At 64.6% G+C, this 12,900-nt stretch carries 10 protein-coding genes and 1 tRNA gene; 8 read left to right on the forward strand and 3 right to left on the reverse strand.

What is annotated here, in order from left to right; translation table 11 throughout:
• Positions 1-71 precede the first annotated feature (71 nt).
• Positions 72-1,253: a pyridoxal phosphate-dependent aminotransferase gene (locus AC1DT6_RS00420; protein ID WP_441624865.1), complete on the forward strand. Its 1,182-nt coding sequence runs from the start codon at positions 72-74 to the stop codon at positions 1,251-1,253.
• A gap of 149 nt (positions 1,254-1,402) precedes the next feature.
• Here the strand turns inward: AC1DT6_RS00420 and AC1DT6_RS00425 are convergent, their stop codons facing one another.
• Positions 1,403-2,461: a transglycosylase SLT domain-containing protein gene (locus AC1DT6_RS00425; protein ID WP_441624867.1), complete on the reverse strand. Its 1,059-nt coding sequence runs from the start codon at positions 2,459-2,461 to the stop codon at positions 1,403-1,405.
• A 631-nt stretch (positions 2,462-3,092) separates the two neighbouring features.
• Here AC1DT6_RS00425 and ubiD point away from each other — a divergent pair.
• Complete coding sequence (ubiD, locus tag AC1DT6_RS00430; RefSeq protein WP_441624869.1) at positions 3,093-4,622, forward strand: 4-hydroxy-3-polyprenylbenzoate decarboxylase; 1,530 nt, start codon at positions 3,093-3,095, stop codon at positions 4,620-4,622.
• A 147-nt stretch (positions 4,623-4,769) separates the two neighbouring features.
• Positions 4,770-6,794 carry an acetoacetate--CoA ligase gene (locus tag AC1DT6_RS00435; protein ID WP_441624871.1) on the forward strand — a complete coding sequence of 675 codons (2,025 nt, stop codon included), beginning with the start codon at positions 4,770-4,772 and terminating at the stop codon, positions 6,792-6,794.
• Between the two features lie 81 nt (positions 6,795-6,875).
• On the opposite strand, the gene AC1DT6_RS00440 is transcribed toward AC1DT6_RS00435, so the two are convergent.
• A complete protein-coding gene (locus tag AC1DT6_RS00440) occupies positions 6,876-7,532 on the reverse strand; it encodes a glutathione S-transferase family protein (RefSeq protein WP_441624873.1) in 657 nt (218 codons plus the stop codon).
• A gap of 481 nt (positions 7,533-8,013) precedes the next feature.
• Here AC1DT6_RS00440 and AC1DT6_RS00445 point away from each other — a divergent pair, with 481 nt between their 5' ends.
• On the forward strand, positions 8,014-9,228 hold the full coding sequence (locus tag AC1DT6_RS00445) for a polyhydroxyalkanoate depolymerase (RefSeq protein ID WP_441624875.1): 1,215 nt from the start codon (positions 8,014-8,016) through the stop codon (positions 9,226-9,228).
• A 46-nt stretch (positions 9,229-9,274) separates the two neighbouring features.
• On the opposite strand, the gene AC1DT6_RS00450 is transcribed toward AC1DT6_RS00445, so the two are convergent.
• A complete protein-coding gene (locus tag AC1DT6_RS00450) occupies positions 9,275-9,760 on the reverse strand; it encodes a cupin domain-containing protein (protein ID WP_441624877.1) in 486 nt (161 codons plus the stop codon).
• A gap of 276 nt (positions 9,761-10,036) precedes the next feature.
• Here AC1DT6_RS00450 and AC1DT6_RS00455 point away from each other — a divergent pair, with 276 nt between their 5' ends.
• The 4 genes from AC1DT6_RS00455 (at position 10,037) to AC1DT6_RS00470 (ending at position 12,845) form a co-directional block, all read left to right on the forward strand.
• Positions 10,037-10,972 (forward strand): aldose epimerase family protein, encoded by a 936-nt coding sequence (locus AC1DT6_RS00455; protein WP_441624879.1) that lies wholly within the window; start codon positions 10,037-10,039, stop codon positions 10,970-10,972.
• 110 nt (positions 10,973-11,082) lie between these two features.
• Positions 11,083-11,157, forward strand: a tRNA-Gly gene (locus AC1DT6_RS00460).
• A 77-nt stretch (positions 11,158-11,234) separates the two neighbouring features.
• Complete coding sequence (trmB, locus tag AC1DT6_RS00465; RefSeq protein WP_035863881.1) at positions 11,235-12,002, forward strand: tRNA (guanosine(46)-N7)-methyltransferase TrmB; 768 nt, start codon at positions 11,235-11,237, stop codon at positions 12,000-12,002.
• A gap of 84 nt (positions 12,003-12,086) precedes the next feature.
• Complete coding sequence (locus tag AC1DT6_RS00470; protein WP_441624881.1) at positions 12,087-12,845, forward strand: class I SAM-dependent methyltransferase; 759 nt, start codon at positions 12,087-12,089, stop codon at positions 12,843-12,845.
• Positions 12,846-12,900: the final 55 nt, after the last annotated feature.

The raw sequence follows: 12,900 nt of genomic DNA on the forward strand, positions 1-12,900 counted from the left end.
TCAACTCGGCTTAATTCCGCTTTAACTTCGCACCTCCTCCCCCAACCCAGCCCACCAAGCCTATTCCCGCCATGGACATGCAGCGCCTCGCCACCGCCTCCCGACTTGCCAATATCGATGCCTTCCACGTGATGGAGCTGGCCAAGCAGGCCGCCGAACTCGAGCGTGCCGGGCGCCACATCATCCACATGGGCATTGGCGAGCCCGACTTCACCGCCGCCGAGCCAGTCGTGCGGGCGGCCGAGGCGGCCATGCGCCGGGGCGTCACCCAGTACACCGGCGCGCTGGGCATCGCGCCGCTGCGCGAGGCCATCGCCGGCTATTACAAGACCATGTACGGGATCGACATCCCGGCGCGCCGCGTGATAGTCACCGCCGGCGCCTCGGGCGCGCTGCTGCTGGCGTGCGCCGTGATGGTGGAGATCGGCGCCGAGGTGCTGATGCCGGACCCCAGCTATCCCTGCAACCGCCATTTCGTCGCAGCCTTCGACGGCCGTGCCAGGATGATCCCGAGCGGCCCGGCCCAGCGCTTCCAGCTCACGGCCGCGCAGGTGGAAGCACACTGGGGCGAGCAGACCCGTGGCGTGCTACTGGCCTCCCCCTCCAACCCCACCGGCACCTCGATCTTGCCGGATGAGCTGGCGCGCATCCTTAGGGCCGTACGCGCCCGCCAGGGCTTCGCCATCGTCGACGAGATTTACCAGGGCCTGTCGTACGACGCGTCGCCGGTATCGGCGCTGAGCCTGGACGACGATGTGATCACCGTCAACAGCTTCTCCAAGTACTTCAATATGACCGGCTGGCGCCTAGGCTGGCTGGTGGTGCCGGACGAACTGGTGAATGCCTTCGAGAAAGTGGCGCAGAATCTGTTTATCTGCGCCTCGGCGGTGGCCCAGCACGCGGCGCTGGCCTGTTTCTCCCCCGAAGCGCTGGCCATATATGACGCACGCAAGGCCGAATTCCATCGCCGCCGCGACGCCATCGTGCCGGCGCTGGAATCGCTCGGCCTGCGGGTGCCGGTCAAGCCGGATGGCGCTTTCTACGTGTATGCGGACTGCCGGGGCGTCAACCACCCCGCCGCGGGCGACGCCGACACCCTGACCCAGGCCATGCTGCGCGATGCGGGCGTGGTCATGGTACCGGGTCAGGATTTTGGTCCCTATACGGCCAGCGACTATATCCGGATCTCGTACGCGACCTCCATGGAGAACATCGAGGAAGCCATGGCGCGACTGGGCAAGTTCTTCGCCTGAGGGATGCACAAACGAGACCCAAACGAAAAAAAGCACCCCTGTGGGTGCTTTTTTTCTGCTTGCCGGCTCCGTCTTGTCCTGGCGGGCCCGGAGGCGCCTTCTCGCGCGTGCCGGCAAGCAGCAGCCGTCCAGGCCGCCGCCGGTGCGTATCAGGCGCTTCTCGGCACGTTCCCGGCGGCTTCCAACTTGTCGCTGGCCGTACCTTGATGGTGCTCTGCCTGCGACTTGGCGTCGGTAGTCACTTCCGGCTTGGCAGCCACGGGCTCGGCCGTGACGCTGCGTACGCCCGGCAGCTGACGCAGGCGGGCACGCTCTGCCAGCACCTTGGCGCCATAGCCGCCGTCGGTGTTGGTGGTCGCTGCGCCGACGTAGTACTTCAGGCCGCCTTCCAGCGAACCCGCGCGGGCGATGCAGTCCTTCAGCACCAGCGCGCCGATCTTGATATTGGCGTACGGGTTGAGCGCGGCTGCCACGCCGCCCACGGCCTCGTACTTGTCCTGGTGGACCTTGGTCATCACCTGCATCAGGCCCTGCGCGCCCACGCCGCTCTCGGCGTACGGGTTGAAGCTGGACTCGATGGCGATCACGCCCAGGATCAGCAGCGGATCAATGCCAACCTCACGCCCGGTCAGGTACGCGGCCTTCACCAGTTGCGCGGTTGCCTGCGCCGCCACGCGGTACTTGCGTGCGATGTACTCAGCCACGACTGCCTGCTCGCGCGCGCTGCCCAGCGTCGCCGGGTTGCGCGCATCCAGCGCCACGCGCTGCGCCGGGATCTGCGCGGCCAGGTGGGCCACGGAGGGCACCTTGCCGGCCGGCTGGCTCCAGTCGTCGGTGCCGGACACCGTGGGCAGACCCACGGGCTTGGCCGGTGCCAGACCGATCTTGGCCGCGGCCACGTCGGCCGTACTGGCAGGCACCGCCGCTTCCATCAGTACCGCGGGCGCTTCCTCGCCGGCCAGCGCGCCAGCGAGGGCCGTACGCCACTCCTGGCTGACCGATAGCGATACAGCTGCGACTGCAGACAACACCCCGAGACTGTTCAGGGCATATTTCAATGTTGCGCGACCGCGCCGTAAGGCGCGGCCAGCGACCGGATGCGCGAGACGGACCTGCAATGCCCGATTCACTCCGGGTACCGGTTGTCTGAAACGGACCTGCAATGCCCGCCCGACTCCGGGAAGATGAAGGGTTTTCCAACCACTCATACTTACCTCCATCCGCCGTCCGCTTCGCGCCGCGTTGTTGCGCCGCACGTCCGTTGACCGCGTATTCAAGTAAGGATGCCGCGCCGCCTAGCAATGACGTCCAGCACCTGTTGGTGAGCGCTCCCCATGCGCCCAACGAGAAACAAGGTAGGCTCTTGGGGGAGCCTGCCCTGCCGCGAACTACTCAAAGCACCCGGCCAGCGCCGGGGCGATCGACCGGACCCGTCCTGCTCTGACGGATCCGCTCATATGATCGGATATGGATGATTCTTCACTAACCCCTTGACAGGGCGCAAAAAAATGTGCTGCACCGCAACACTCCAACGAGCAGAAACGGATTGTAGAAACCCTTTTATACATCGTCAAGAATAACGATTTCAATTAACCAATCTTTTGGTTATATGTAACAAGGCTCTTTGACGCACTTTCACCACCCCCCGATTCTGGGAAAGTCAGCACTGGCAATGCATGGAGGCCATCGCGGCCGACCGCGGCGGTGTCAAAAAATTTACAATTTGGAGATGCAAATGAGGATGATTTTTTTGCGCCTCATCGCACCAATGTGTAGATAGAAGCATATGACTTGCCAGGACAGGCGCGCTCCGTCGCCTGTACACCACTAGAATTCACTATGAAATACAACGACTTGCGCGATTTCATCGGCCAGCTGGAAGGCCTTGGCGAACTGAAACGGATCGATGCGCCGGTGTCGCCCAACCTCGAAATGACCGAAATCTGCGACAGACTGTTGCGGGCAAGCGGACCGGCAGTCGTGTTCAAAAACCCGAGCGATCCCCGGAGGCCTGGACAGAGTTATAGCGTCCCCGTACTGGCCAATCTGTTCGGTACGACACGCAGGGTGGCGCTGGGCATGGGCGCCGAAAGCCTGGCCGATCTACGTGATATCGGCCGTGTCCTGTCGGCGCTCAAGGAGCCCGAACCGCCCCGCGGCCTGCGCGAAGCCGGCAAGCTGTTCACGCTGGCCAAGTCCGTATGGGACATGGCGCCCAAGCGTGTCGGTAGCCCGGCCTGCCAGGAGGTGGTCTGGGAAGGCAATGACGTGGACCTGGCGCGCCTGCCCATCCAGACATGCTGGCCGGAAGACGCGGCGCCGCTGATCACCTGGGGCCTGGTGATCACCAAGGGCCCGCACAAGAAGCGGCAGAACCTGGGCATCTACCGCCAGCAGGTCATCAGCCGCAACCAGGTCATCATGCGCTGGCTGGCGCATCGCGGCGGCGCGCTGGACTTCCGCGAGCATGCGCTGACCAACCCCGGCAAGCCATTCCCGATCGCGGTGGCGCTTGGTGCGGACCCGGCCACCATCCTTGGCGCCGTCACGCCCGTGCCGGACACCTTGTCGGAATACCAGTTCGCTGGACTGCTGCGTGGCAGCCGCACCGCGCTGGCCGGCTGCATCACGCCCACGCTGTCCGAACTGAGCGTGCCGGCTTCGGCCGAGATCGTACTGGAAGGCCATATCCAGCCCGACCCGAACCACCCTTCCGGCTACCAGCACGCGCTGGAAGGTCCGTACGGCGACCACACCGGCTATTACAACGAGCAGGACTGGTTCCCGGTCTTCACCATCGACCGCATCACCATGCGGCGCGATCCGATCTACCACTCCACCTACACTGGCAAGCCGCCCGACGAGCCGGCCGTGCTTGGCGTGGCGCTTAACGAAGTCTTCGTGCCCCTGCTGCAAAAGCAGTTCCCGGAAATCACGGATTTCTACCTGCCGCCCGAGGGCTGCAGCTACCGCATGGCCGTGGTGCGCATGAAGAAGCAATACGCCGGCCACGCCAAGCGCGTGATGTTCGGCGTCTGGAGCTTCCTGCGCCAGTTCATGTATACGAAGTTCATCGTGGTGGTGGACGACGACGTCGACGTGCGCGACTGGAAGGAAGTGATCTGGGCCATCACCACGCGCGTCGATCCCGCGCGCGATACCGTGCTGGTGGAGAACACGCCGATCGACTATCTCGACTTCGCCTCGCCGGTATCCGGGCTGGGCTCGAAGATGGGCATCGACGCCACCGACAAATGGCCCGGCGAAACCACCCGCGAATGGGGCCGCCCGATCCAGATGGATGCCGCCGTCAAGGCACGCGTCGATGGCCTTTGGGACTCGCTGTTCGAGGCCCGGTCCAAGGCATGATGGCGGACTGCATGTAAGATCACGTTTTCCGGGTCGGCGGCGAGCGAAGCCGCTCCCGACCCCAAACGGTATCGCGAGGCATCGCACCGCATTACATCGTATCGCAACCCATCCGCACGTCCGCGCAGACGGACCCGAGGAGGAGACATGACCACCCTTGAAGAAGGGAAACTGATGTGGACGCCGTCGCCGGCGTTCCGCGACGGCAGCCGCATTGCGCACTTCATGCGCTGGCTGGAAAGCGAGCGAGGCCTCGCCTTCACGGACTACGCCACGCTATGGCAGTGGTCTGTGACCGACCTGGAAGGTTTCTGGGACGCCATCCGCGCCTACTTCGACCTGCGCTTCGACACTCCGCCCTCGCGCGTGCTCGGCGATGCCGGCATGCCCGGCGCGCGGTGGTTCGAAGGCGCCAGCCTGAACTATGTGCAGCAGGTATTCCGCCATGCCGGCGGCGGCGCGGCGCGCCAGCGCGCCGCCATCCGCTACGCCGGCGAATCCGTTGAAGTCACGGACCTTGGCTGGGACGCACTCGAACAACAGGTAGCCTCGCTGGCGCACGCCCTGCGCGAAATGGGCATCACCCGCGGCGATCGCGTGGCAGGCTACCTGCCGAACATCCCCGCCACCGTCGTCGCCTTCCTGGCCACCGCCAGCCTGGGCGCGATCTGGTCGGGCTGCGCGCCCGACATGGGGCAGGTGGCGGTGATCGACCGCTTCCGCCAGATCGAGCCCAAGGTGCTGATCGCCGTGGACGGATACCGATACGGCGGCAAGGCTTACGACCGCGCACCGGTACTGTCCGACCTGGCCGCCGCCCTGCCCTCGCTCACGGACCTGGTGCTGGTGCAGGCGGAAAATCCCTGCGAAGGCACGATCCCGCTTCCGCCCGGCCTGCGCCGCCACGCATGGCAAGACGTGCTGGCCCATCGCGTGCCGCTGGCGATTGAGCCCGTACCATTCGACCACCCGCTGTGGATCGTCTACTCCTCGGGCACCACGGGCATGCCCAAGCCCATCGTGCACGGCCACGGCGGCATCGTCATCGAGCAACTCAAGCTCATGGCCTTTCACAACAACCTCGGGCCGGACGACGTTTTCCACTGGTACAGCAGCAGCGGCTGGATCATGTGGAATGCCCAGGTGGCGGGGCTTTTGCTAGGCACCACCATCGCGCTCTACGATGGCAACCCCGCCTGGCCCGACGCCGGTGTGTTGTGGCGCTTCGTGGATGCCGCCGGCGTCACCGCCTTTGGCGCCGGCGCGGCATTCTTCACCAGTTGCATGAAGGCAGGCATCGAGCCGGCCCGCGTGGCCGACCTGTCCCGGCTGCGCGCGCTTGGCTCCACCGGTTCGCCGCTACCTGCAGAGGCCTACGACTGGATCTACCGCCACGTGGGCACCGACATCTGGCTGGCGCCCATGAGCGGCGGCACCGACTTCGCCGGCTCCTTCGTGGCGGGCTGCCCGATCCTGCCCGTCTACTCGGGCGAGATGCAGTGCCGCTGCCTGGGCGCAAAAGTGGAAGCCTTCGACGAAGCCGGCCAAGCGCTGACCGAAGAAGTGGGCGAACTGGTCTGCACGGCGCCGATGCCGTCGATGCCGCTGTTCCTGTGGGGCGATGCCGACGGAAAGCGCTACCACGACAGTTACTTCGACACCTATCCCGGCGTCTGGCGCCACGGCGACTGGATCAAGATCACCGCGCATGGCGGCGCCATCATCTACGGCCGCTCGGACGCGACCATCAACCGCCACGGCATCCGCATGGGCACCAGCGAGTTGTACAGGGTGGTGGAAGATCTGCCGGAAGTGCTCGACAGCATGGTGGTGGATCTCGAGTACCTCGGCCGCGACTCCTACATGCCGCTGTTCGTGGTGCTGCGCGAAGGCGTGGTGCTCGACGATGCGCTGCGTGACATCATGCGCGCGCGCATCCGCAGCGCGCTGTCTTCGCGCCATGTGCCGAACGAAATCCTGCAGGTGCCAGGCGTGCCGCGCACGCTGTCGGGCAAGAAGATGGAAGTGCCAGTCAAGAAACTGCTGCTGGGCCACGCCCCGGACAAGATCGCCAATCGCGATGCCATGGCCAACCCGGAGACGCTGGACTGGTACTTTGCCTACGCCGGGCATTTCCTCTCGGCGCGTGCGAGCGAATCCGCGCCGGTGTAAAGCAAAGAGGGTGCGCCGCGGCGCACCCTCTTCTTAATTGCCCATCGCCTTTTTCCCCTTTTCATCCCCTGCGCCGGCGAATCAGAACTCCACTTCCAGCTCGCTGATTTCATCTGGCTCTTTCTTGGCGTCCGCGATCCATTCCTGCAACTCCGGCATTGCCAGGATCTGCTTGCAGTATTCCACCGGCGCGGGATCCAGCATTACGCCATAGGTCACAAAGCGCGTTACCACCGGCGCATACATCGCATCGGCCATGGTGCGTTTCTCGCCGAACAGGTAGGGGCCGCCATACTGTGTCAGGCACTCGGTCCAGATCTGTGTAATGCGGTCGATGTCGGCTTGCGCGCGCGACCACACCTTGAAGCCGGGAAAGTGCCCCTTCAGGTTCATCGGCAGCGCCGCGCGCATGGCCGCGAAGCCCGAGTGCATTTCTCCGCAGATGGCGCGGCAATGCGCGCGCGCCGCGCGTTCCTCGGGCAGCAGGCCAGCTTTGGGACTGACCTCGTTGAGATACTCGGCAATGGCCAGCGTATCCCACACCGTCACGCCCTGATGCAGCAACCGCGGGACGAGGATGGAGGGCGACAGCAGCAGGATTTCCGCGCGCGCCGCAGCATCGTCGGGCGGTACCAGCACCTCTTCGAACTCCAGTCCCGCGAACCGGGCCAGCAGCCAGCCCCGCAGGGACCATGAAGAATACGTTTTGCTGCTGATGGTCAGTGTCGTCCTTGCCATCCCGCCTCCTTGCCACCTGGAAAAGCCGTTGCATGGCGGGCGAATGCCGTTGTGTGTGCCAGTGAACGGTGCGCCCGTATCTCTCGGTGCAGTGTCGTGCTATGTGCTTTGCGCTCGCTGCTTCTACTATGAGTTTGTACTACATCATGGCGATGACATTTGTATTGCGCCTACGTACTTCGCCAGGCTCCGGGGGTAGTCGACCCACGTGACGCACACGCACATCGCAAGCGGCTGTTCATGCCCCGACGCGCTCCAGCCGGCGCCGCACTGGCACGGTGCAACGCGCCGCACCAGCAAGAGGCGGCGATCTTGGCATAGGCCAGCAAGCGTCGCCCATGCGCGGCGCTCGCGCCGCAAACGAACCAGAACAGGTCACCCCGTTGCACCATACGGGCAAGCCCGCAAGCCTCATGCCAGCCACATCGCCGTGGCACGCATATTGCGGCTAATGAGGTCAACGCATAAAAAGGGGTGAGCCATGCTGTACCAGGTGTACCAGAGCTATGCGGACCTTATGCACCCTGCCTGCAGCGTCGCCGACCTCGTGGCGTCGGCGCTGGCAGTGAACTCGCGGCTCTCGGGATGCGAGCCGATGCGCGCCACGCGCGCCGCCTGCGAAGTGCTCGCGCTGAGCCGGCTGACGCATCATCGCCCGGCCTTTGGCATTGATAGCGTCGCCGTAAACGGCACGCCGTTACAGGTGACCGAGGAAGTGGTCGCGAGCACGCCTTTCTGCTCGCTGCTGCGCTTTCGCAAGCATGGCGTCTCCGGCCAGCCGCGCGTGTTGCTGGTGGCGCCGATGTCGGGCCACTTTGCCACGCTGCTGCGGGGCACCGTGCAGACCATGTTGCGCGACCACGACGTCTACATCACCGACTGGCACAACCCGCGCGACGTCTCGTTGCTGCACGGGCGCTTCGGCTTTGACGAGTTCGTCTATCACCTGATCGATTTTCTCCACGTCCTCGGCGGCGGCACGCACTTGATGGCCGTTTGCCAACCCACCGTGGCGGCGCTGGCCGCGGTGGCCCTGATGGCGGAAGACAATGACGCTGCCCAGCCGCCCAGCCTGATCCTGATGGCCGGCCCCATCGACGCGCGCATCAACCCGACCAAGGTCAACGAGCTCGCCACCAGCCAGCCCATCGAATGGTTCGAGAATTCGCTCACCGGCTACGTGCCGCTGCGTTTCGCCGGCGCGATGCGCCGCGTCTATCCCGGCTTCATGCAGCTGATCGCCTTCATGAGCATGAACCACGAACGCCACCAGCAGGCGTTTCGCGATCTTTACGACCTTCGCGCCCACGGCGATCACGCCCGCGCCGATGCGATCCAGGTGTTCTACGAGGAATACTTCGCCACCATGGACCTGAGCGCGGAGTTCTATCTCGAAACCGTGAGCATGGTGTTCCAGCGCTTCTTGCTGGCGCAGGGCCTGCTTGAAGTGGGCGGGCGCCGCGTGGACACGAACGCGATCCACCGCACGGCGCTACTCACAGTGGAAGGCGAGCGCGACGATATCTGCGCCATCGGGCAGACCATGGCCGCGCAGGAACTGTGCGGCAGCCTGCGTCCCTATATGCGCATGCACCATGTGCAAACCGGAGTTGGCCACTACGGCGTATTCAACGGCAAGCGCTGGGAAACGCAGGTCTATCCGCTGGTGCGCAACGCCGTACACATGAGCGCATGAAACGCGCGAGCCCGTGAGCGCACCCCGCGCTTCCAGGGCAGCCCGGCTAGGCGGCGTCGCGGTCCTTCGGCCACGGTGTCACCGCGGGCACCGCGCATGGGCCTTCCACCTCGACCGTACCGAAGTCGGCCGGCCCCACGATCTCCAGGTACTCCATGTCCGGCGAGTAATCGAACAGGTAGTGGGTGATGCCGGGGCGCTGATGGACGCAATCGCCGGTCGCCACCAGCGTCTCCTTGTCCTCGTACATGAAGCGCGCCCATCCGTTGAGCATCAGCACCACATGGAACTGCGCCTCATGGCGATGCCAGCCTGTGCCCTGCTCGGGCGGCTGGTTGGCCTTGACCAGTTGCACCAGCAGCTTGCCGCCGGTGGCCTCGGCAATGCCAAGATCGCGATAGAGGAAAAAATCGCGCAAACCCTGGTCGACAAAGGCGGTGTCTTGCGGGCGCACGTGGGAAAACTTCGTCGGGGTGGAGTCCGCGGCGGGATCGCCGGCGGGCGCGCTGGACTTGTTGAGGGACTCGGCCATGACAAGCTCCTTTCGCTGGGGGGAAAAGCACTGCGCTGCGACGCAACATTCACGCCAGCAGCGGGCCAGTTGAATGTGGAGCACCGTCCGCTGCGCGTGGCATGCGCCGGGGACCTGGCATGCCACGCATGCACTTGCCGGGGGCGCTGTGTACCAGCCCGGCACCGGGCCGGTGCCATATGATTATGCATCCCGGACGCCCGGCCGGCGGCACGCCCACGCGGACAACGCAATGGCGGCTATGATGCAGCGATATGCATTCGCCGGAACCTCTGCATGCAACCCCTTTCCCATACCCGCTTCCAGGGCCAGGCATTGATCCGGGTCGGAAACGAAGATAGTTTCCTTCTGCTCGCCCCGCAGTTCGGCGGCCGCCTGGTGCGCTGGGTACATCGCGGCGAGGACATGCTCTACTGGCCGGACAACGCCGACTGGTCCCAGCCCGCCCGCGTTCGCGGTGGAAATCCCCTGCTATTTCCCTTCATCGCCAGGCACTTCGCCGACGGTGCGCAGGGCGCCTGGAAAGACGCCAGCGGCGCCGTGCGCGCCATGCCGAACCACGGTTTTGCGCGCGACCTGCCCTTCGCGGTCACGCGGCACGAGCCGGGACGCAGCATTGCCATGGAGCTGCAAGCCTCGGATGCGACGCGCGCTTCCTACCCGTTCGATTTCAGTTTCGAGGTCACTTACCGCCTGCTGGAGGACGGGCTCGAAGCCAGGCTGCGCACGCGCAATGCCGGTGCACAGCCGCTGCCCTATTACGCCGGCCATCATTTCTATTTCGCGCTTGCCCACCAGGGGCGCGGGGCATCCGGGCTGGCCATGCCGGCCGCGATCCTGATGCATCAGCGCGCGGATGGCTCGCCGGCATCCAGCGGCGCAGGCGCCGCAGCGTATCGGCTTGATGACCTGCGCCTGCAAGACACCTTCCACGTCCTTCAGCCGCGGCTTACCGCGCCGCGCGCGTGTACGCTGGCGATGCCGCCCAACGCCGCCGCCCCTCAGGGCCGCAAGCTGGTGATCGACCTGGACCCGCCTGGCAGCGTACCGTGGTTCGCCGTCACCACATGGTCCGAGCACGTCGACGCCGACTACTACTGCGTGGAGCCCTGGCTCGGCCTGCCAAACGCGATCCACCATGGCATGGGGTTGCGCTGGCTCGCGCCGGGCCAGGAAGAGGCGGCGATCTGCCAGCTGCGGCTGGACCGATAGCGCAGGTGCCCCTGCCGCACGGCGGAGCGGAAAATAACGCACTTTTCATCGGCTGTGGCACGCTGGCACCTTGCGCTCGCCGGGACATCCCGCGTAGAATCGCGCTTCTTGCGGGCGTCGTATAATGGCCATTACCTTAGCTTCCCAAGCTAAAGACGTGGGTTCGATTCCCATCGCCCGCTCCACATCAGATTGAGACGAGCCGCCTTCGCCACCTGGTCGCATGCCCGATCAGGACCCGCCCGGCGGCTTTTTTGTTGCCATGCTCCCCCAAGACCCCAGCTCCGATCCGACGCCAGCCGACGACGCTGACAACGCGCCCATCCCGGCCGACACCGGCACGGACGTCGCGCATCCGCGCCGCATCCGTTCCTTCGTGCGCCGCGCCGGGCGCACCTCCACCGGCCAGCAGCGCGCCATCGATGACCTGGGGCCGCGCTTCATCCTGCCGTATGCCCCGCAGCCGCTCGACTGGGAGGCTGCTTTTGGCCGCGCTGCCCCGGCGATCCTGGAAATCGGCTTCGGCATGGGCGAGACCACCGCGCATATCGCGCAATTGCGCCCGCAGGACAACTTCCTGGGCTGCGAGGTGCACGAGCCCGGCGTGGGCGCCCTGCTCAAGCTGATTGGCGAGCGCGAGATCGGCAATGTGCGGATCATGCCGCACGACGCGGTCGAAGTCATCGCGCACATGCTGACGGAATCCTGCCTGGACGGCGTGCACATCTTCTTTCCCGACCCCTGGCACAAGAAGCGCCACAACAAGCGGCGCCTGGTGCAGCCGCCGCTGGTCAAGCTGCTGGCCAGCCGCCTCAAGCCGGGCGGCTACCTGCACTGCGCGACCGACTGGGAGGAGTACGCTCACCAGATGGTGGAAGTGCTCTCCGGCGAGCCAGGCCTGGTCAATACCTCGGATACAGCCGGCGGCTTCGCGCCGCGGCCGGACTACCGCCCGGTGACCAAGTTCGAGCGTCGTGGCGTGCGCCTTGGGCATGGCGTGTGGGACGTGGTGTTCCGCAAGCGGGCCTGAGTGACTCGAGGCTGCGGAAACCTCCCGAGCGATTCTGGTGAGTTACGATAGAATCGCGATTTGCGACACACAAACGACAGAGCGATGACCACGGAAGTTTTTCAGCCGATTTCGGTAAAGCCTCCATCGAGCAATCGATTCCTCTTTGCCGTGCGCTGCCTTGTCGATCTCCAGCTTGGCTCCATAGTCAAGTATCTCCGCCCATCAATATCCCGCCTGCATGGTGACGTGCTGGATGTTGGTGCCGGGGAGTCACCGTGGCGGGAATGGCTGCCGAACGACTGCCGTTATCGCGGACTCGACGTCGGAGAATCGGCGACATTCGGCATGCGAGCCAACCGCCCCGACATCACTTACTATGATGGCAAAACGATGCCATTCATTGATTCGTCATTTGATGGGGTAATGTGCATTGAGGTGCTGGAGCACGCGGAAGAGCCAGAGCTGGTAGTCGAGGAAATGGCCCGCATATTGAAGGATGGATCTACTCTGCTACTGTCCGTTCCTTGGTCTGCACGTCGCCACCACATCCCGCACGACTATCACCGCTTCACAAGAGAACGACTGGAAAAGCTCCTGAGTTCACATGGATTCGCTGCCATAAGGATTATCGAGCGAGGAAACGACGTCGGAGCCATCGCCAGCAAGTTGATTGTTCTAACCATCCGGCTGCTCAAGCCTGCTCGCAAGACATCTTTGATCTGGACCCTTCCACTCTCAATTCCCACCGGCCTAACCGCGGCGTGCATGCTATTTGCCGCACATATATCCGACAGGCTCGGCCTAGGGTCACGGGAAGACCCACTTGGGTATTTCGTGACAGCGGTGCGCGAAGTACGCTAGAACAGACTACCTAGCTACTATTTCCGGGCACACGAGACTGGTGACGGAAAGGTCA

The organism is Cupriavidus sp. 01L45 (assembly GCF_056399885.1).